Raw genomic sequence first — 20,062 nt, forward strand, 5'->3', positions numbered from 1 at the left:
GATGATGCGGCCCCCTCAGGCACCGCATTCCTCACTCAATTAAGCGGCTGGAGTTGCTGCTTTTTTGGTGGCTTTGTGGTGTTTTTTAGCGGCCTGAGCTTTCTGCACTGGCGCTTTTTTGTGGTGTTTTTTAGCAGCCTGGGCTTTTTGAGCTGGCGCTTTTTTGCTTACTTTGTGGTGAGTTTTAGCAGCCTGAGCTTTCTGTACTGGAGCTTTTTTGCTTACTTTTTGGTGCTTTTTAGCGGCCTGAGCTTTTTGAGCTGGGGCTTTCTTGGTGGCTTTGTGGTGCTTTTTAGCCGCCTGGGCTTTCTGAGCTGGGGCTTTCTTGGTCGCTTTGTGGTGCGCTTTCTTATGATGAGTGGCTTTAGCAGGAGCCTTCTCAGCAGCAGCTGGCGCAGCGGTAGTGGTGGTTGCAGCCGGAGCAGCCGTTGCCGGAGCTGCAGCAGTATCAGCAGCGAAAGCAACAGAAGACAGACCCATGGTGGCAGCAACGATCAGGGCTAATACTTTTTTCATCTTTAATTCCTCAGAGTGTTTTTTCAGTAAGCCCCGTTGGGCCGTTGAAGCAGATACTAGAGGAATCGATGAGCCGCTTCCGTGAGTGATTGGTTTCGCCGAGTAACCAAATGTACAACACAGACAGGCATCGCCGGTGACGTAATCCCATCAGGTATTTTACCGTGATCGCCGGCACATTTTGAGAAATGGTCTACACTTAAGAGACATGTGTCAAAAACGGAGAGTCGAATGTTTAAGAAATCAGAAAAAGTAGAACGCGACATTGATCAGGACGTCACTCTTTTGGCTGATACATTGGATGAGGTGCTACGTGCATCCGGTGACAAAACCAAAGAGGAACTGAAAGAGCTGCACAGCAAAGCCAAAGGCGTGTTACGCGACGCCCGTGCTCGCTTCAATGGTTCCAGCAATCTGACACAGCACGCCCGCGATGCCGTCGAACAAGCCGACAGCTACGTGCGCGACAAACCTTGGCAGGGCGTAGGGATCGGGGCCGCGGTTGGCATCGTCCTCGGCGTTCTGCTGGCCCGGCGTTAACACCCCTTGCAGTCATAAAGATAAAACAACAGATGTGCGTCTGGCCCGTGGGAAACCGCGGGCCGTTTAATTTGTGGCTTCAAACAACTCGGCTAGCCTGGCCACTGCCCGCTCAGCCTCGCTCTGCTGGGTAAAGTTGGCAAACCCCATCAGCAGGCCATCTCCCGCCGCACTGGCTATGTGCCAATCCGAAAGTGCCTGTATCGACAACCCGCGTTGCCAGGCCTCTTGCGCGATCCTCCGATCCAAGCCTTTTGCCGTCAATCGTGCCAGTAATTGAATGCCCCCGGCCTGCGACGATACCGTCAAATACTCCCACAGCTGTCGTGCAAGCGCCTGCGCCAGCCATTCACGGCGCTGGCGATAGAGAGGCCGCATACGTTTCAGATGGCGATAGAAATGCCCCTGATGGATAAAATCAGCCACGCTAGCCTGCATCAGTGGCGGGCAGCCGCAACCGCGTAACCGGCTGCTGCGTCCAAAAGCGTCCACCTGTTCAAGCGGCACGACCAAATAAGCCATACGCAGTGCCGGAAACAAGGTTTTACTGAAAGTCCCGGCGTACAGCACCCTGCCCTGACGATCGAGACTTTTCAACGGCGGCAGCGGCCGACCATGATAACGAACCTCGCTGTCGTAATCGTCTTCAAGGATCCATGCCCCCTGCTGCTGTGCCCACTCCAGTAAGGCCATGCGCCGCGCCAGGCTAAGCGAGACGCCCAGGGGACTCTGGTGGGTCGGCGTCAGCACCGCCATGCGTGCTCGGGGTGCAGCGGCAACACCGACGGCGATATTCATCCCCTGCTCATCAACCGGCACGGCCACCGGCTGCATGCCGGCGGCGCGAAATAGCGGTAGGGTCACCGGGTAGCCAGGGTCTTCCAGCCACACCTCGTCACCGGTCTTGAGTAAAGTGCCGATCACCAAATCCAGCAATGCCTGATAGCCGGCACAAATAAAAACCTGTTCCGGTCGACAATTGATACCACGCGAAAGCTGCAAATAATTCACGATCGCCGCGCGCAACTCTGGCAACCCTTGAGTTGACGGATGAGCCATGGCCGCCAAAGGAGCAGTACGCAATTGGCGACCGACAATCCGCTGCCATAGTGCGCGCGGGAAAGCATCCAGCGCCGGCAGCCCCAATTGAAAAGGCTGCGTTGCCCCACTCGGATGCAATGGATTAGCCGCCACCGCCGGCAACACTTCCGTCGTCAATGCTGCGCGTACCGGCAGATTCTGCAGCTGCGGCGAAACATAAGTGCCAGCCTGTCCCCGGCTTTGCAGAAAACCTTCGGCGATAAGTTGGCCGTAAGCGCTTTCCACCGTGGCCCGCGCCACGCCCAGATCGCTCGCCAGCCCACGTACAGAAGGTAGCCGACTGCCCGCCTGCAGGCTTCCTTGCGCAATGGCGTCTTTAATTCGCAGATAAATCTGCCGGTACAAAGGATCTGCGAGCTGAGCATCCAGCCGCAAAGAGGAGAGAAACTGACGCATCATGGCCTGGTTAAATAATCATTTTATGGCTCTATAGCATAGTCCATATCGCCATTAAAGTAGCCTCATTATTCTGCTGTTCGCTAACTGAGGTTGACCATGATTAAGCAACGTTTGAAATATTCCGAACTCTCTCCCGCCCCTTACAAAGGCATGGTGACCGCCCTGATGGCACTGGAGAAAGGCGCGCTGGACAAGGCGACAATTGAGCTGATGTTTATGCGCGTATCGCAGATTAACGGCTGTGCCTACTGCCTGGATATGCATGGTAAAGCACTGAGAGAAAGTGGCGTTGACAACGCCAAGCTGGACCAACTGGCGGGCTGGCGCGTGAGTCATGCGTTCAGCGACCGCGAGCGCGCGGCGCTTGAGTGGGCAGACTCCGTGACCCTGATCGCCGCAACTGGCGCACCGGACAGCGCGTTTGAAGCGCTGCAGACGCACTTTAGCGAGGCGGAGATTGCCGATTTAACCTTCGCCATCAGCATCATGAACGCCTTTAACCGCCTGGCCATCAGCATGCGTCAATGACGAAACCGCACTTATCCCCCTCTCGCCCGAGAGGGGTTTCCCGCCAACAACCGCCAAAAAAAATTTTTCCCTCTGCTTTTCCAGCCCTGATGCGGCCTCAACGTGAATCCTGCCAAAACACCATATATAGCGTGGTTGATAAATTAAATATCCACATATAGTATTTAACCCATCAACCGCAGGGAACATGTAGCGGTTGGTAACGCCGTCAGAAACGCCGTTCAATGCTCCGTTATCTGACCTGTCCGCCTTTCCTTCAGCCTAAAAGGTAAATGCGAATCATGAGCATTATTATTTACAGTAAACCGGACTGTGTCCAGTGCAACGCCACCTATCGCGCATTCGATAAACAAGGGATTGGTTATCAGGTGATCGACCTCACCCAGGATCAGCAGGCGCTGAACCATGTTAAATCCCTTGGCTATCAGCAAGTTCCGGTGATTATCGCCGGTGAAGATCACTGGTCTGGCTTCCGGCCGGACAAAATCGGCGCGCTGGCCCACGCCCTGGCGTCCTGAGGTTGCCCATGAACCCGCTGGTCTATTTCTCCAGCAGTTCGGAGAACACCCACAGGTTCGTTGAAAAACTGGGATTGCCGGCGATACGTATCCCTATCGCCGGCGCCCGCAGCAAACTGCTGATGGATAAACCCTATATTTTGATCGTGCCCAGCTATGGCGGCGGCAGCGCCGTAGGAGCCGTGCCGATCCAGGTGATCCGCTTTCTCAACGATCCACAAAATCGCGCTTTCCTGCGCGGCGTTATCGCCGCCGGGAATACCAATTTCGGCGCAGCGTACGGCATTGCCGGCGACATCATCGCCAAAAAATGTCAGGTGCCTTTTCTTTACCGCTTTGAGCTGCTCGGCACCACACAAGACGTTGCAAACGTTCGACAGGGAGTAACCGCATTTTGGCAACGACAGAACTGACCCGGCCCGCCGCAAGCGCGCTGGATTACCATTCGCTCAACGCGATGCTCAATCTTTATGATGCCGAAGGCCGTATCCAGTTTGACAAGGATCGGTTAGCAGCGCGGCACTACTTCCTGCAGCACGTGAATCAAAACACCGTGTTCTTCCATAACCTGGAGGAGAAGCTGCGCTATCTGGTGGAGGAAGGTTATTATGAACAGAGCGTGTTGGCGCAGTACGAGTTCGCCTTTATCAAACAGCTTTTCCAACAGGCCTATGCGAAAAAATTCCGCTTTGAGACCTTCCTCGGCGCCTTTAAGTATTACACCAGCTACACGCTGAAAACCTTCGACGGTAAGCGCTACCTGGAACGCTACGAAGACCGGGTGTGCATGGTCGCCTTAACGCTGGCGGCAGGTGATACCGCGTTGGCACAAGATTTGGTGGAGGAGATGATCTCCGGCCGCTTCCAGCCGGCGACGCCCACTTTCCTCAACTGCGGCAAGCAGCAGCGCGGCGAACTGGTGTCCTGTTTTCTGTTACGCATCGAAGACAATATGGAGTCAATCGGTCGGGCGGTGAACTCTGCGCTGCAACTGTCAAAACGCGGCGGCGGCGTGGCGTTCTTACTGACCAACATTCGCGAGGTCGGTGCCCCGATCAAACGCATAGAGAACCAGTCTTCAGGGGTGATCCCTATCATGAAGATGCTTGAGGATGCCTTCTCTTACGCCAACCAACTGGGTGCGCGTCAGGGTGCCGGCGCGGTCTATCTCAACGCTCATCACCCGGATATTCTGCGTTTCCTCGACACCAAGCGTGAAAATGCCGACGAGAAAATCCGCATCAAGACGCTGTCGCTGGGGGTGGTGATCCCGGATATCACTTTCGAACTGGCGAAGAATAACGAAGAGATGTACCTGTTCTCGCCCTATGACGTCGAGCAAGTGTATGGCGTGCCGTTCTCGGAAATCAGCGTCAGCGAGAAGTACCGCGAAATGGTGGATGACAAGCGCATCCGCAAATCACGCATCAATGCGCGTGAATTCTTCCAGGTACTGGCGGAGATCCAGTTTGAATCCGGTTATCCGTACATGATGTTTGAAGATACGGTCAATCGTGAAAACCCGATCGCCGGGCGCATCAACATGAGCAACCTGTGCTCCGAGATTTTGCAGGTTAACCGCGCCAGCACCTATCACGATGACCTGAGCTACGACCAGGTAGGCAAGGATATTTCCTGCAACCTCGGTTCGCTCAACATCGCCAAAACCATGGATGCCCCCGACTTTGGCAAAGCGGTCGACACCGCGATCCGTGCGCTGACGGCGGTGGCGGACATGAGCGACATTCGCTCGGTGCCGTCGATTGCCGAAGGCAACCGCAGTTCGCATGCCATTGGCCTCGGCCAGATGAACCTGCACGGCTACCTGGCCCACGAACGCATCTTCTACGGCTCAGAAGAAGGGATTGATTTCACCAACATCTATTTCTATACCGTCGCTTACCACGCCATTCGCGCCTCTAACCGGTTGGCCATCGAGCGCGGTAGCGCATTCGGCGGCTTCGAAGAGTCGACCTATGCTTCAGGTGAATACTTCAGCAAATACACCGAACGGGAATGGCAGCCGCAAACCGAACGGGTTCGCGCGCTGTTCGCCGACGCCAATATCGCCATCCCTGGCCGCGAAGAGTGGCTGGCGCTGCGCCAGTCGGTGATGATGCACGGCTTGTACAACCAGAACCTGCAGGCGGTACCGCCCACCGGTTCCATCTCCTACATCAATAACTCGACCTCCAGCATCCATCCGATCGTGTCACGCATCGAGATCCGCAAAGAGGGAAAAATTGGTCGCGTCTATTATCCGGCGCCCTATATGACCAACGACAACCTGGAGTACTACCAGGATGCCTACGACATAGGGCCGGAAAAAATTATCGATACCTATGCCGCCGCCACTCAGCACGTCGATCAGGGGCTGTCGCTGACGCTGTTTTTCCGCGATACCGCCAGCACCCGCGACATCAACCGCGCGCAGATTTATGCCTGGCGTAAAGGCATCAAAACCATCTATTACATCCGCCTGCGCCAGATGGCGTTGGAAGGCACCGAGGTGCAGGGCTGCGTGTCCTGTGCACTGTGAGGCAATCTATGAATACCCCTAAACCGGCGCAGTTGGTGCGCGCGATCAACTGGAACATCATCGAAGACGACAAGGATCTGGAGGTGTGGAACCGCCTGACCTCCAACTTCTGGCTGCCGGAGAAGGTGCCGCTGTCGAACGACATTCCGTCGTGGGCAACGTTGACGCCAAAGGAACAGCAGTTGACCATTCGGGTGTTCACCGGCCTGACGCTGCTGGACACCATTCAAAATACCGTGGGCGCGCCGGCGCTGATCGAAGATGCGATTACGCCGCATGAGGAGGCGGTGTACTCCAACATCAGCTTTATGGAAGCGGTGCATGCTCGTTCGTACAGCTCAATTTTCTCTACGCTGTGCCAGACGCCGGACGTCGACGATGCCTACCGCTGGAGCGAAGAAAACCGCGCACTGCAGAAAAAAGCCAGCATCATTCTGGCCCACTACCGCAGCGATGATCCGCTGATGAAGAAGGTCGCCAGCGTATTCCTGGAGTCGTTCCTGTTCTATTCGGGCTTTTATCTGCCGATGTACTGGTCGAGCCGCGCCAAGTTGACCAACACCGCCGATTTGATCCGTCTGATCATCCGCGATGAGGCGGTGCACGGTTATTACATCGGTTATAAATTCCAAAAAGGATTGGAGAAGGTCGACGCGGCGCGGCGCCAACAGGTGAAAAATTTCGCCTTCGATCTGATGCAGGATTTGTATGATAACGAGGTGCGTTACACCGAAGAGCTGTACGACGGTGTAGGCTGGACTGAGGACGTGAAAACCTTCCTGCACTATAACGCCAACAAGGCGTTGATGAATCTGGGGTACGAAGCGTTGTTCCCGCCGTCGATGGCGCAGGTCAATCCGGCCATTCTGTCGGCGCTGTCGCCAAACGCCGACGAGAACCACGACTTCTTCTCCGGCTCAGGCTCGTCTTACGTGATTGGTAAAGCGGTCAACACTGAAGATGACGACTGGGATTTCTGAGTGAAATCGCGGGGCGAATCACTTTGCTCTAAATCATAACCGCTGAACGGGCGCAGGCTACCGCGCCCCTACAGTTTAGATATTTCCGGTACGCTGTCGGATGCGCTGCCAAATGGCCCGCTTTTCCTCGTCATCGGCACTCGACCAGGCGGCGATTTCCTCCAGCGTGCGCCAACAGCCCCGACACCACGCGTTTTCGGTGTCGATCTGGCAAACATTATTGCAGGGTGAACGCACGCCATCGTCAATCTGACTGCCGGTTTTTCTTCTTCTGCTGCGGCCTACCATAAGGCGCTTCCTCCGGTGGATTTCTCGCGACAGGATACCCGATCCTGCCGCGAGAGAAACCGCCCCGGTAAAATCAGATAATGCCGCCGTTGGCCCGCAGGGTTTGGCCGTTGATCCAGGCACCGTCTGCACCGGCCAGGAATGACACCGCCGCGGCGATATCCTGCGGCTGACCCAGACGCTCCAATGGAGCCATTTTCGCCAGCCGGTCGATCAGCTCCGGCGTTTTACCGTCCAGGAACAGCCCGGTGGCGGTCGGGCCCGGCGCGATGGCGTTGACGGTAATATTGCGCCCCCGCAGCTCTTTCGCCAGCACGCTGGTCAACGCTTCGACGGCGGCCTTGCTGGCGGCATACATGCCGTAGCTCGGCTGCAGCAGCCCGACCACGCTGGACGAAAAGTTGATGATGCGCCCGTTGTCGCGCAGGCGTTTCGCCGCCTCTCGCAGCGTGTTGAAGGTCCCCTTCAGGTTAATGCCGATCAGCCGATCGACATCGGCATCGCTCATTTCTGCGACCGGAGCCAGCGCAATCACCCCGGCGTTATTCACCAGGATATCCACGCCGCCGAAAGCCTGCTCGGCACGGTCAAACAGCTGGGCAACGGCAGCGGCGTCGCTGACGTCCGCCCTGGCGCTCAGCGCCCGCCCCCCGCTTTGTTCAATTTTGCGCACCAGCTCATCGGCCAATGCCTGATTGCCTGAATAGTTGACGATCACGGTAAAACCGTCGGCAGCCAGGCGTTCGGCAATGGCCGCGCCTATACCGCGCGATGCGCCGGTGACAATGGCAACTTGCTGAGTCTTGGTGTTCATGCTCTCTATCCTCGTCGGCTATGCGCCGGCGACTTACCGGCGTGACAACATCATGCACCTTTCGCCTTGGCGAATAATCCCCTACTCTTCGTTATCACTATCCGAATTTAGCGAACAATAACCATGGACAGAATCGATGCCATGCGCTTGTTCACCCGCGTGGTGGAACAACGCAGCTTTACCCAGGCCGCACAGGATCTGAACCTGCCGCGCTCGACGGTGACCGATGCCATCAAGCAACTGGAAGCTCGGCTGCAGGTGCGGTTGTTGCAACGCACTACCCGCCACGTCAGCCCCACCCTGGATGGCGAAGCTTACTATCAACGCTGCCTGACCATTCTGGCGGATATCGAAGATGCCGAGATGGCGTTTGCCGGTGCCAAACCGCGTGGGCTGCTGCGCATCGACGTGCACGGCACGTTGGCACGTCACTTTTTGCTGCCGGAACTTCCCGACTTTTTGACGCAATATCCGGATATCGAACTTTTTATGAGCGAGGGCGATCGGCTGGTAGATCCGGTGCGGGAAGGTATCGACTGCGTGGTGCGGGTCGGCAAACTGAAAGACAGCGATATGGTGGCGCGTCGGTTAGGCGAGCTTGAAGAGGTCACCTGCGCCGCCCCGGACTACCTGCAACGTTTTGGCACGCCGCATTCCATCAGCGAACTTGAAGGCCACCGCATGGTGGGCTTCCGTTCCTCGGCCAGCGGCACCCTGATGCCGCTGGAATTTACTGTGGCTGGCCAGACGCGGCAGGTGACATTGCCTTGCACGGTGTCGGTCAGCGCGGCGGAAAGCCTGGTTGCTGCGGCGCGCATGGGGCTGGGGATCATTCAGGTACCGCGTTATCACCTGCGCGACAGCCTGGACAATGGCAGCCTGCTGCCCCTGCTGCCGCAATTCCCCTCCACTCCGATGCCGGTCTCCTTGCTCTACCCGCGCAACCGCCAACTTTCACCACGAGTTCGGGTCTTCATCGACTGGTTCAGCAAAGTGTTCGCCGCCCGTAACCGATAAACGCCTTACATGGCGCCATATTCCAGCGGCACCCAGTCATAACCTTCCCCCTGTTTATTCAGGTAACCCAGCCCGGGGAATGACAGATGCGGTCCTCCCACCAGCACACTGCGTTGAGCGCTATCACTAAACACCCGCAGCCGCTGGGCTACTGCCGCTTTGGCATCTTTATCAAAGCTTATCGCGACACGCGGATGGGCGAACTGCACCGCCGCCACGTGGATCAAATCCCCCAGCAGCAGCAATTTTTTACCCTGGCTCTCCACCAGATAGATGCTGTGGCCTGGCGTATGCCCATGGGCGGCAAACGCACTGATCCCCGGCGAGAGCTCACCATCATTACTGAACGTTTTAAAATGTCCGGCGGTCTGATAAGGCTTGAGCGCGGCGATAACATTCTCGAACGAGGCTTTCTCCTTCGGCGGCGCCTGTTTCAACCGACTCTCGCTAAGCCAAAAATCCGCATCCTGCTGCCCGGCACGCACCACTGCATTTGGAAAAGCAGCTTTACCGTTTTGCGTCAAACCGCCGAGATGATCCGGGTGCATATGCGTCAGGTAAATTTCATCCACCTGCTGTGGCTGATAACCGGCAGCCTTGAGGTTTACGACCAGTTTGCCCAACCCGTCCCCCAGCAGCGAACCCGCACCGGTATCAACCAGGATCAGCTTGCTGCCGGTATTGATCAGGTAAGCATTAACAGAGGTGACGACCGGCAGGCCCTGATGGTGCTCGGCCAGAGCGGTCTCTATCTGCTTTGGCGAACTGTTAAGCAGCAGTCTGTCAACCGGCAAGCGGAGTACGCCATCAGACAAGGCTGTGACTTCATAGCTGCCCAGCATGATGCGATAAAAACCCGGCGCGGGGGTTTTCACCTGCGGCGCGGCGGCCAAGGTTTGCAGCGACATAACGGCCAGCGCCGCCCCCAGCAGGTAACGTTTCCAGAACATGGTGACTCCTTGTTGTCGTTTGAGCGCTAAGTATTAACCCAAAGCGGAAATGACGCCTGCCGGAGGCAAAAAATGAAAAAAAAATCCCCGCGGGGGCGGGGAAAGGCAAAGAAACACTAAGGATCTTTTTGAGTTATACGAAGAATTTGGCCAGTACCAGCAAAGAGAGCGAGACATTGATCGCGCCGCCGATACGGGTAGCTATCTGCGCAAAAGGCATCAGCGACATACGGTTGCCGGCGGTGAGGATGGCAACATCGCCAGTGCCACCCTGCCCACTCTGGCAGCAGGAGACAATCGCCACATCGATCGGGTGCATGCCAATTTTCTTGCCGACGAAGAAGCCGGTCGCCACCAGTGCAGACACGGTGCTGACGATCACCACCAGATTTTGGAAGGTGAAGGCGTTAACCAGTTCCTGCCACGGAGTGATCGCTACGCCGACGGCGAACAGAATCGGGTAGGTGACCGCAGTACGGAAGAATTTATAGACCACCTGCGAACCTTCCTGAATGCGTGGGGACACGCCATGTGCCAGCTTCACCGCCACCGCGGCGAACAGCATGCCGACCGGTGCCGGCAGGCCAATCATGCGGTGCAGCAACATCCCTACCATGTACAGCAGGATGGCCAGCAGCGCACCGCAGGCGATGGTGCTGACATCCACCTTACCGCTGATTTTTTCCACCGCGCTCATCTCGCTTTCGCCCTGCTTGCTCGGCATCAGGCTGCCTTCGCCGGTCAGGTGCGGGTAACGTTTACCCAGTTGGTTAAGCAAGCCGGCCAGAACAATGGCGGTCAGGCTGCCAAGCATGACGATAGGCAGAATGCGCCCCAAGGCTACCCCCTGCTCCATATGCAGAATCGCCGCATACCCCATCGACAGCGGGATCGCGCCTTCACCGACGCCACCGGCCATGATCGGCAAAATCAGGAAGAAGAAGATTTGGAACGGCTCCAGCCCCAACGCCATGCCCACCGCCATTCCTACCAGCATGCCGACAATCTCACCGCACAGCATCGGCGCAAAAATGCGCAGAAAGCCCTGGATCAGCACCTGACGGTTCATGCTCATAATGCTGCCAACGATAATGCAGCAGATGTAGAGATACAGAATATTGGTCGATTTATAGAATTTGGTGGTCGATTCCACCACCACGTCCGGCAGCAAGCCGTAATGCACCAACGCAGAAGGAATAAAGGTGGCGCAGATCGCCGCGGCCCCCATTTTGCCGATCAGCGGCAGGCGTTTGCCAAACTCGCCGCAGGCAAAACCAAAGAACGCCAATGTGGCAACCATGACCACGATATCGCTCGGTAATTTCCCTTCCAGGCAATCCAATAAAATAAGTACGCCGGCCAGAACAAAGAACGGCAACGGAATAATTCCTACTTTGTAATTGTCCAGTATATGCCACCATTTCTCCCGCAGCGGTATTTCAGCGGTTTTGTCTTTGGCGGCGAGGAAAGAATCATCTGTTGTGCTCATAATCTGGCCTCTTATTAGTTTGTTCAGCCATCATAGAGAAACGCACGGATTATCTGCTGTGATTTTGTTCAAAGTTAAAAAGGGTTTTTAATGGTGGTTATGGTTTCTATGGTGTTAATTAGGATTATGTAAAATTTGCCATGGTTTTAATGGTGTTAACGTTATTTTTACTTTAAGAATTATCAGTTTTATTGCAGCTGCTGCATTAACCACCCAGACAAGAATAATCCCGTGGCTGCGATCACAAGTTGATCCGGCGCAATATTACATTAACGGCCACTCATGATAGGGTAAGCCTTCAGGATTTATCAGGGCGAACCCCGGTCATGCGTATAAAACTCTCATTTCAAATCAAGCTATTCCTGTGCCTGGTTGCCTTCTCCTGCCTGCTGTTGACGTTTATTGGTGCTTACACCTACTACCAGCTCGATGCGCAACTGCACCGCGATCTCGGTGCACGAGCGCAGGTGCAGGCCCGAGAGATTGCCCTGATCCCTTCCCTGATCACCGCAGTGGAAAAAAAAGACCCGGTTAAAATTGCAGCGCTAATGAAGAAAATTCGCGCCAGCAGCGATGCCAGCTATATCGTTATCGGCGATAAGCAAACCCGGCATCTTTATCACTCTGAATATGCCAACCGTATCGGCACGCCGATGGTCGGCGGCGATAATAAAGAGGTTCTCGAAGGCAAAAGCATTATTTCCATTCGCAAAGGTGGCATCGGCATTTCATTGCGCAGTAAAGCGCCCATTTTGGACGAAAATAATAACGTCATCGGCATTGTTTCGGTGGGTTATCTCAAATCACATATCGACAATTTAAATTCCAGAACTCTGACGCAAATTCTTGGGTCGATAGTGCTTTTATTAATCGCGCTGTTCGTATTTTCGTGGCTGTTATCGAAGAATTTAAAACGCCAAATGTTCTGGCTGGAACCGAAAGAAATTGCCCTATTGGTACGCCAACAGAAAGCGTTGCTGGAAGCTATCTATGAAGGGGTGATTGCCGTCGATCCTCAGTTGCGGATCATCACCATTAACCACGCGGCCCGCGAACTGCTGGATTTGCGTCAGCCCGCCGCCGCCCTGATGGGCAGAGAAATCGGTGAGGTGATCCAATCCCAGCCGGATTTCTTCGGCGCCTCACAGTTAGGGCATGACACCCATGACGAGGTCTGTCGCTTCAACCATGTCCGGGTTATCGCCAGCCGGGTACGCATCATGCAGGAAGAAGAGCTGCAGGGCTGGGTGATCAGCTTCCGCGACAAAAACGACATCAACACCCTGAGCAGCCAGCTTAGCCAGGTGAAGCGCTATGCCGACAACCTGCGCATCATGCGCCACGAACAGCTGAACTGGACCGCCACGCTCGCCGGCCTGTTGCATATGCAACGCTACGACGAGGCCATCCGCTATGTGGAGGCGCAATCTGAAGGTGCGCAGGAGATCCTCGACTTTATCTCACAGCGTTTCAGTTCGGCGGCATTATGCGGCCTGCTGCTGGGCAAATACTCCAGCGCGAAGGAAAAAGGCGTGGAGCTTCGCTTCGACCCGGCCTGCCAGCTGCGGCAGATCCCGGCGGCATTGAATGAAACCGAATTGATGTCGATCATCGGCAATTTGCTGGATAATGCGGTAGACGCTACGCTGCATTACGGCGCGCCCTATGAGGCGGTAGAACTTTATATCAGCGACAGCAGCAATGAACTGGTGATTGAAGTGGCCGATCGCGGCACCGGTATTGCCCCTGAGGTGCGCGATACGCTGTTCGAACAGGGCGTCACCACCAAAGATGACAAGGGTGACCACGGCATCGGCCTGCACCTGGTTGCCAGCCACGTGGCGCAGGCGCACGGCAGCATAGAAGTGTCGGACAACGATCCGCACGGCGCTATTTTTTCTTTGTTTATCCCTAAACAATCTTGAGCACCCGAATGATGCAACCAGAAGCACTGGACGTTTTGATCGTGGAAGATGAGCCACAGCTGGCGACGCTGCACGCGGAATTTATTGAGCAGAACTTTGCTCTGCGGGTGGTGGCTTATGCCGCCACGCTGGCCGAGGCCAGAGTCAAAGTCAATGCCCACCAGCCACGGCTGATCCTGCTGGACAATTTTTTGCCTGACGGCCAGGGCATTGAACTGATGGAAGAAGCGGCGGTGAAAAACCCCGGCTGTTCAGTGATTTTTATTACCGCCGCCAGCGACATGAATACCTGCAGCCAGGCGATCCGCAATGGCGCCTTCGATTACATCATTAAACCGGTCTCCTACAAGCGGCTGCGCAACTCACTGGAGCGCTTTATGCAGTTTGTGCAAACCCAGCGCACCTTCAAGGTAATCGACCAAAGCAACGTCGACGCGCTGTATAACCTGCAATCCAAGCAGTTCTCCAGCGAACCCAGCGCCAAAGGCATAGAAACCAACACGCTGGAGCTGGTGCAGGCGCTGTTTATCAAGCAACCGGAAGCCGCGCATGCGGTAGAAGACGTGGTCGAACAGGTCGGGATCAGCAAAACCACGGCCCGACGTTATCTGGAATACTGCGTCGCCACCCAGTTTGTGCGCGTCGAAATGATGTACGGCAATATTGGTCATCCGCGGCGTCTGTATCGCAAGGCATAAACTGCCATCTGGCTGTCATATTTAAGGGGTAATATAACTTCGGCGATATCCCCTCGATATCGGCACCTGTCGTTGAAAATTGATGAAATACTGATGACTTTTACCCGGCCTCTGGTCGGGTTTTTTATTGTCCGAAAACAGGCTTGGGCAGGCAAATAACAGCAATAATCAGAACGGATTATTCTTACTTAAAACCAACCGTTTATCGGAAATATCAGCCACTGATAATTGAGCACTCACCTCATTACCATAACTAATCGAAAACTTGATGTAAATCGTCAATATCCCATTCATAGGACATTGAGGGTTGTCTCAGATATTCACTGTGTTAGGGTATAGGGGACTATTATTTTCTATTGGGAAATTTTTATCGTTTGATAATTCATCAGAGGAAACAGCAAATTGCATGGCAATTAAACTCGAAGTAAAGAACCTGTATAAGATATTTGGCGAACATCCGGATCGCGCTTTCAAACTGATTGAAAAAGGCCTGACAAAAGACCAATTGCTTGAAAAAACCGGATTATCACTGGGCGTAAAAGACGCCTCTCTGGCCATTGAAGAAGGCGAGATATTTGTCATCATGGGGCTTTCCGGTTCTGGAAAATCTACCCTGGTACGCCTTCTCAATCGTCTGATAGAACCCACCCGCGGTCAGGTGCTGATTGATGGCGAGGATATATCTAAAATATCCGACAGCGCACTGCGCGCCGTACGCCGTAATAAGATCAGCATGGTGTTTCAATCATTCGCTTTAATGCCGCATATGAATGTATTGAATAACACCGCGTTCGGTATGGAATTGGCCGGCATTCCACCGCAGGAGCGCCAGGAAAAAGCCCTGGAAGCATTACGTCAGGTCGGGCTGGAGAATTATGCCTATTCTTATCCCGATGAACTTTCCGGCGGGATGCGTCAGCGCGTGGGATTAGCCCGTGCCATGGCGAATAATCCGGACATATTATTGATGGATGAAGCCTTCTCGGCGCTGGATCCATTAATCCGTACCGAGATGCAAGATGAACTGGTCAAATTACAGGCCCAGCATCAGCGCACCATCGTCTTTATTTCCCATGATTTGGATGAGGCAATGCGTATTGGCGATCGTATTGCCATTATGCAAGGCGGAGAGGTTATTCAGGTCGGTACGCCGGAGGAAATATTAAATAATCCGGCCAACGATTATGTCCGCACCTTCTTCCGTGGCGTCGATATCAGCCACGTTTTCAGCGCCAAGGATATAGCCCAGCGTCGTCCTGTCGCCCTTATTCGCAAAACCCCCGGTTTTGGTCCGCGTTCAGCACTGCAGCTGCTGCGCGATGAAGACCGCGATTATGGTTATGTTATTGAACGCGGGAAGAAATTTATCGGCGTGGTGTCGGTAGATTCACTCAAGCAGGCGCTGGCGGCCAACCAGACGTTGGATGACGCCCTGCTGGAAGCCCCTGCCCCGGTCCCGGCCGACATGCCGCTGAGCGAACTGATTTCATTGGTTGCCCTGGCGCCCTGTGCGGTCCCCGTGGTCTGCGAAGAAAATAACTATATCGGAATTATTTCCAAGGCCATGCTGTTGCAGGCCTTAGATAAAGAGGGCCCAGCGAATGAGTGACACTACACAGGATCAATGGGCGACTGCGCCTGCCGACCCCAGCGCCGCACCGGCGACTGACGCCGCAACCTCGTCAGCGCCCGCCGGCGATGCCTGGTCCAGCGCACCGCCACCGGAAACCCATGACGCCGCCAATCAGGCCGCTCAGGGTGCCGACTGGCTTAACAGCGCACCGGTCCAACAGGAACATTTCAGCCTGCTGGATCCGTTCCACAAAACCTGGGTGCCGTTTGACTCCTGGGTGACCCACGGTATCGACTGGCTGGTGTTGCACTTTCGCCCGCTGTTTCAGGGCATTCGCGTACCGGTCGATTTTATTCTCAGCGGCTTTCAGCAGCTGCTGCTCGGCATGCCTGCCCCGATCGCCATTCTGCTGTTCTCGCTGATTGCCTGGCAGCTCTCCAGCCTTGGTATGGGTGCTGCGACGCTGGTCTCGCTGATTGCCATTGGCGCGATTGGCGCCTGGTCGCAAGCCATGGTGACCCTGGCGCTGGTCCTGACCGCCCTGTTCTTCTGTATCGTCATCGGTCTGCCGCTCGGCATTTGGCTGGCGCGCAGCAAACATGCCGGCAAGGTGATCCGGCCACTGCTCGACGCCATGCAGACCACGCCGGCCTTCGTCTATCTGGTGCCGATCGTCATGCTGTTCGGTATCGGTAACGTGCCGGGGGTGGTGGTAACCATTATCTTTGCGCTGCCGCCGATCGTGCGACTGACCATTCTGGGCATTAACCAAGTGCCTGAGGATCTGATCGAAGCCGCCGAATCCTTTGGTGCCAGCCCGCGCCAACTGCTGTTTAAAGTGCAACTGCCACTGGCAATGCCAACCATTATGGCCGGCGTAAACCAAACGCTGATGTTGGCGCTGTCGATGGTGGTTATCGCCTCGATGATCGCCGTTGGCGGCCTGGGCCAGATGGTATTGCGCGGTATCGGTCGTCTGGATATGGGGCTGGCCGCCGTTGGCGGGGTCGGTATCGTGATCCTGGCGATTATTCTCGACCGCCTCACCCAATCGCTGGGGCGCGATCGCCGCAGCAAAGGCATCGGCCGTTGGTATGCTCACGGACCGATCGGGTTAGTCACCCGGCCCTTCATCAAAAAGCCTTAATCGCCCTGCCCCCGGCCAAACGTCGGGGGTACCGACAGCATTTATAAAAACGAAGGAACCACTATGCGCTCGACAGGAATTTGGGCTCTGGCCCTGACTTCATTGCTAAGCACACAGGCGTTCGCCGTCGAATTACCCGGCAAAGGCGTCACGGTAAAACCGTTGCAAAGCACCCTCGCCGAAGAAAGCTTCCAGACCGAATTGGTCAACCGCGCCCTGGTCAAGCTGGGCTATGACGTCCAGCCTACCGACGAGGTGGAATACAATATCGCCTACACCTCTATCGCTTCCGGCGACGCCACCTACATGGCGGTGAACTGGGATCCGCTGCAAACCGACATGTACCAAAGCGCCGGCGGCGACAAGAAATTCTATCGTCAGGGGGCCTATATCACAAATGCGGCCCAGGGTTATTTGATCGACAAGAAAACCGCCGATCAATACCACATCAGCGATATCTCCCAGTTAAAAGATCCCAAGCTGGCGAAGTTGTTCGATGCCGACGGCGACGGCAAGGCCGATCTGGCCGGCTGCGAACCGGGCTGGGTGTGCGGCAACGTCATTAACACCCATATCAAAGCCTATGGTCTGAGCAACACAGTGACTCAAAACCAGGGCAATTACTCCGCCATCATCGCCGACACCCTGACTCGCTACAAACAGGGTAAACCGGTGCTGTATTTCACCTGGACGCCGTACTGGGTGAGCGATGAGCTGGCACCGGGTCGTGATGTGGTTTGGTTAACCGTGCCGTTCTCCGCCAGCCCAGGTTCGTTGAAAGATAACGATACCGCCTTGCCGAACGGCAAAAATTACGGTTTTTCCGTCAACAACGAACATATCGTCGCCAACAAGCAATGGGCCGAGGCTAACCCGGCCGCCGCCAAACTGTTCGCCATCATGAAACTGCCGCTGGCGGACGTGAACGCGCAAAACCTGCGCATGCACAAAGGCGAGAACAGCGCCGCCGACATACAACGTCACGTAGACGGCTGGATCAAAGCGCATCAGGCCACTTTTGACGGCTGGATCACTACGGCTGCGGCAGCAGCGAAATAATCCCAGGGTGCCGGAAATCCCGGCTTCATAACATAAAAAGGTATTTCACTATGCGCACTACAGGAATCTGGGCGGTTGCCCTTACCACACTGATTAGCTCACAGGCGGTTTCCGCCGCCGACTTGCCCGGTAAAGGCGTCACCGTTCAGCCGGTGCAAAGCACCATTTCAGAAGAGACCTTCCAGACGCTGCTGGTCAGCAAGGCGCTGGAAAAGCTGGGCTATGACGTTAAAGACACCCGCGAAGTGGACTACAACGTCGCCTACACTTCCATCGCCTCCGGCGACGCGACCTTCCTGGCGGTTAACTGGGATCCGCTGCACGCCGATCAATACAAGGCCGCAGGCGGTGACGCCAAATTTTACCGTGAAGGGGTTTACGTCAACGGGGCGGCACAGGGGTATCTGATCGACAAGAAAACCGCCGATAAATATCACATCACCAACGTTGAACAGTTGAAAGATCCCAATATTGCCAAGCTGTTCGATACCAATGGCGACGGCAAGGCCGACCTGACCGGCTGTACGCCAGGCTGGGGCTGCGAGGCGGCCATTAACCATCACATCAAAGCCTACGGCCTGGAGAAAACCGTCGAGCACAACCAGGGCAACTACGCGGCGATGATTGCCGATACCATTACTCGCTACAAAGAAGGTAAGCCGGTGCTGTACTACACCTGGACGCCGTACTGGGTGAGCGACGTGCTGGTGCCAGGCCGCGACGTTGTTTGGTTGCAGGTACCGTTCTCCGCCATGCCGGGCGAGCAGAAAAACCTCGATACCAAGCTGCCTAACGGCGCCAACTATGGTTTCCCGGTCAACACCATGCGCATCGCCGCCAACAAGCAGTGGGCCGAAGCCAACCCGGCGGCCGCCAAGCTGTTTGCCATCATGAAGCTGCCGATTGCCGACGTGAATGCGCAGAACCTGCGGATGCATGAAGGCCAGGCCTCCGAAGCCGATATCCAAAACCATGTAAATGGCTGGATCAAGGCGCATCAGGCCACCTTCGACGGCTGGGTGAAAACCGCCGCGGAAGCCGCGAAGAAATAATCACCCTGGGCGCGGCAGCCTGTCGCGCCCTATTCGCTGATTTCAATCCCGCTAAACTGTAAAAAACGCTCGGCGGTCCGTGGCAGCGGCTGTGGCCAAACGCAGTACACCTGACGCCGTGGACCATCTTCTATCGGAATCGACACCAGCGTGCTCAAGCGCTGCGCCGTCGAAATCGGCACAATGCCCGTCGCCAACCCACGGCGTACCAAATTCTCCAGCCATTCGATATGGTCAATCTCAAAACTGACGTGACGCTTGATGCCTGCCGCCTGAAACGCGCGGTCGGTCTGGCGCCGGGCACCGGTCCCGCTGTAAAAGTCCACCAGCGGCACTTCCGACAAGGTTTGCAAATTCACGCGTTCCCGACTGGCTAGCGGGTGTTGTGGTGACACCAACGCCACCAGTGGCTCGTCGGTCAGTTGCCGATGGGACACCGGCAGCATATCGATATCCCCCGGCCAGAGGCCGACAAACGCCACATCGGTCTTTTGCTGCCGAACGTCTTCCAACAGCTCTTCACTCATGCCCACGTACAGCCGGATATTCACTGCGGGATAATGGCGGTGAAAGTTACCCAATTTTTCGGTCAGATCAATCGCGTTTATGGTGGAAATTGTGCCGATGGTCAGGGTACCGGAAACTGTGCCGCTGGCGGCGACAACCTCTTCCACCAGCATCTGTTTTGCCGCCAGCAGTCGCTGCGCCGGTTGAATAAATGCCTGCCCGGCGGTGGTCAACCTGACCCGGCGCGAAGTACGCTCAAACAATGCACAGCCCAGCTCCTCTTCCAATTTGGCGATCTGGTGGCTGAGGGCCGATTGCACCGTATGACAGCGCTGCGCCGCCCGGGTAAAACTCTGTTCTTCAGCAACCGCCAGCGCAAAACGAATCTGTTTCAGGTTCATTCATTTATCTCTAAATGAGAT

At 55.6% G+C, this 20,062-nt stretch carries 20 protein-coding genes; 13 read left to right on the forward strand and 7 right to left on the reverse strand.

Annotation, left to right across the window (positions count from 1 at the left end; all coding sequences use genetic code 11):
• Window positions 1–39: 39 nt before the first annotated feature.
• Window positions 40–516 (reverse strand): acid resistance repetitive basic protein Asr, encoded by a 477-nt coding sequence (gene asr, locus NR114_RS14655; RefSeq protein ID WP_116691888.1) that lies wholly within the window; start codon window positions 514–516, stop codon window positions 40–42.
• Between the two features lie 231 nt (window positions 517–747).
• On the opposite strand from asr, the gene NR114_RS14660 reads away from it, so the two are divergent.
• Window positions 748–1,056: a YqjD family protein gene (locus tag NR114_RS14660; RefSeq protein ID WP_020828296.1), complete on the forward strand. Its 309-nt coding sequence runs from the start codon at window positions 748–750 to the stop codon at window positions 1,054–1,056.
• A 66-nt stretch (window positions 1,057–1,122) separates the two neighbouring features.
• Here the strand turns inward: NR114_RS14660 and NR114_RS14665 are convergent, their stop codons facing one another.
• Window positions 1,123–2,556: a PLP-dependent aminotransferase family protein gene (locus NR114_RS14665; protein WP_234530783.1), complete on the reverse strand. Its 1,434-nt coding sequence runs from the start codon at window positions 2,554–2,556 to the stop codon at window positions 1,123–1,125.
• 96 nt (window positions 2,557–2,652) lie between these two features.
• Between NR114_RS14665 and NR114_RS14670 the strand changes: the two genes are divergently transcribed.
• The 5 genes from NR114_RS14670 (at window position 2,653) to nrdF (ending at window position 7,121) form a co-directional block, all read left to right on the forward strand.
• The gene (locus NR114_RS14670; RefSeq protein WP_020828298.1) at window positions 2,653–3,084 is read left to right on the forward strand and encodes a carboxymuconolactone decarboxylase family protein; all 432 of its coding nucleotides are present in this window, start codon (window positions 2,653–2,655) and stop codon (window positions 3,082–3,084) included.
• 281 nt (window positions 3,085–3,365) lie between these two features.
• The gene (gene nrdH / locus NR114_RS14675) at window positions 3,366–3,602 is read left to right on the forward strand and encodes a glutaredoxin-like protein NrdH (protein ID WP_020828299.1); all 237 of its coding nucleotides are present in this window, start codon (window positions 3,366–3,368) and stop codon (window positions 3,600–3,602) included.
• A gap of 8 nt (window positions 3,603–3,610) precedes the next feature.
• On the forward strand, window positions 3,611–4,015 hold the full coding sequence (nrdI, locus tag NR114_RS14680) for a class Ib ribonucleoside-diphosphate reductase assembly flavoprotein NrdI (RefSeq protein ID WP_020828300.1): 405 nt from the start codon (window positions 3,611–3,613) through the stop codon (window positions 4,013–4,015).
• Complete coding sequence (gene nrdE, locus NR114_RS14685; protein WP_234530781.1) at window positions 3,997–6,141, forward strand: class 1b ribonucleoside-diphosphate reductase subunit alpha; 2,145 nt, start codon at window positions 3,997–3,999, stop codon at window positions 6,139–6,141. Before nrdI ends, nrdE begins: the two co-directional genes overlap by 19 nt.
• Before the next feature lie 8 nt (window positions 6,142–6,149).
• Window positions 6,150–7,121 carry a class 1b ribonucleoside-diphosphate reductase subunit beta gene (gene nrdF, locus NR114_RS14690; protein WP_020828302.1) on the forward strand — a complete coding sequence of 324 codons (972 nt, stop codon included), beginning with the start codon at window positions 6,150–6,152 and terminating at the stop codon, window positions 7,119–7,121.
• Window positions 7,122–7,196: 75 nt separating this feature from the next.
• Here the strand turns inward: nrdF and NR114_RS14695 are convergent, their stop codons facing one another.
• Together NR114_RS14695 and NR114_RS14700 are read right to left on the reverse strand one after the other, a co-directional pair.
• Window positions 7,197–7,409: a DUF1289 domain-containing protein gene (locus tag NR114_RS14695; protein ID WP_020828303.1), complete on the reverse strand. Its 213-nt coding sequence runs from the start codon at window positions 7,407–7,409 to the stop codon at window positions 7,197–7,199.
• A gap of 73 nt (window positions 7,410–7,482) precedes the next feature.
• Window positions 7,483–8,223: an SDR family oxidoreductase gene (locus NR114_RS14700; RefSeq protein WP_234530779.1), complete on the reverse strand. Its 741-nt coding sequence runs from the start codon at window positions 8,221–8,223 to the stop codon at window positions 7,483–7,485.
• A gap of 123 nt (window positions 8,224–8,346) precedes the next feature.
• Between NR114_RS14700 and NR114_RS14705 the strand changes: the two genes are divergently transcribed.
• Window positions 8,347–9,240, forward strand: a complete 894-nt coding sequence (locus tag NR114_RS14705) for a LysR family transcriptional regulator (RefSeq protein ID WP_129941736.1) — start codon at window positions 8,347–8,349, stop codon at window positions 9,238–9,240.
• A gap of 5 nt (window positions 9,241–9,245) precedes the next feature.
• Here NR114_RS14705 and NR114_RS14710 read toward each other — a convergent pair whose 3' ends face one another.
• Window positions 9,246–10,190, reverse strand: a complete 945-nt coding sequence (locus tag NR114_RS14710; RefSeq protein ID WP_129941737.1) for an MBL fold metallo-hydrolase — start codon at window positions 10,188–10,190, stop codon at window positions 9,246–9,248.
• Window positions 10,191–10,323: 133 nt separating this feature from the next.
• Window positions 10,324–11,679 (reverse strand): 2-hydroxycarboxylate transporter family protein, encoded by a 1,356-nt coding sequence (locus NR114_RS14715; protein WP_020828307.1) that lies wholly within the window; start codon window positions 11,677–11,679, stop codon window positions 10,324–10,326.
• Window positions 11,680–12,005: 326 nt separating this feature from the next.
• On the opposite strand from NR114_RS14715, the gene NR114_RS14720 reads away from it, so the two are divergent.
• The 6 genes from NR114_RS14720 (at window position 12,006) to proX (NR114_RS14745) (ending at window position 19,133) form a co-directional block, all read left to right on the forward strand.
• A complete protein-coding gene (locus tag NR114_RS14720) occupies window positions 12,006–13,604 on the forward strand; it encodes a sensor histidine kinase (protein WP_020828308.1) in 1,599 nt (532 codons plus the stop codon).
• An 11-nt stretch (window positions 13,605–13,615) separates the two neighbouring features.
• Window positions 13,616–14,302, forward strand: coding sequence for a response regulator (locus NR114_RS14725; RefSeq protein ID WP_041415640.1), 687 nt, complete (start codon window positions 13,616–13,618; stop codon window positions 14,300–14,302).
• 406 nt (window positions 14,303–14,708) lie between these two features.
• On the forward strand, window positions 14,709–15,911 hold the full coding sequence (proV, locus tag NR114_RS14730; RefSeq protein WP_020828310.1) for a glycine betaine/L-proline ABC transporter ATP-binding protein ProV: 1,203 nt from the start codon (window positions 14,709–14,711) through the stop codon (window positions 15,909–15,911).
• Window positions 15,904–17,022, forward strand: coding sequence for a glycine betaine/L-proline ABC transporter permease ProW (gene proW, locus NR114_RS14735; RefSeq protein ID WP_256814413.1), 1,119 nt, complete (start codon window positions 15,904–15,906; stop codon window positions 17,020–17,022). The genes proV and proW overlap by 8 nt, the downstream gene beginning before the upstream one ends.
• 63 nt (window positions 17,023–17,085) lie before the next feature.
• Window positions 17,086–18,081 (forward strand): glycine betaine/L-proline ABC transporter substrate-binding protein ProX, encoded by a 996-nt coding sequence (proX, locus tag NR114_RS14740; protein ID WP_129983350.1) that lies wholly within the window; start codon window positions 17,086–17,088, stop codon window positions 18,079–18,081.
• Between the two features lie 50 nt (window positions 18,082–18,131).
• Window positions 18,132–19,133: a glycine betaine/L-proline ABC transporter substrate-binding protein ProX gene (gene proX, locus NR114_RS14745; protein ID WP_020828313.1), complete on the forward strand. Its 1,002-nt coding sequence runs from the start codon at window positions 18,132–18,134 to the stop codon at window positions 19,131–19,133.
• Window positions 19,134–19,162: 29 nt separating this feature from the next.
• On the opposite strand, the gene NR114_RS14750 is transcribed toward proX (NR114_RS14745), so the two are convergent.
• On the reverse strand, window positions 19,163–20,041 hold the full coding sequence (locus NR114_RS14750) for a LysR family transcriptional regulator (protein ID WP_020828314.1): 879 nt from the start codon (window positions 20,039–20,041) through the stop codon (window positions 19,163–19,165).
• Between the last annotated feature and the right edge of the window lie 21 nt (window positions 20,042–20,062).

It is taken from the genome of Serratia sp. Ser99 (genome assembly GCF_024519545.1).
Taxonomy (GTDB): Bacteria; Pseudomonadota; Gammaproteobacteria; order Enterobacterales; family Enterobacteriaceae; genus Serratia; species Serratia liquefaciens.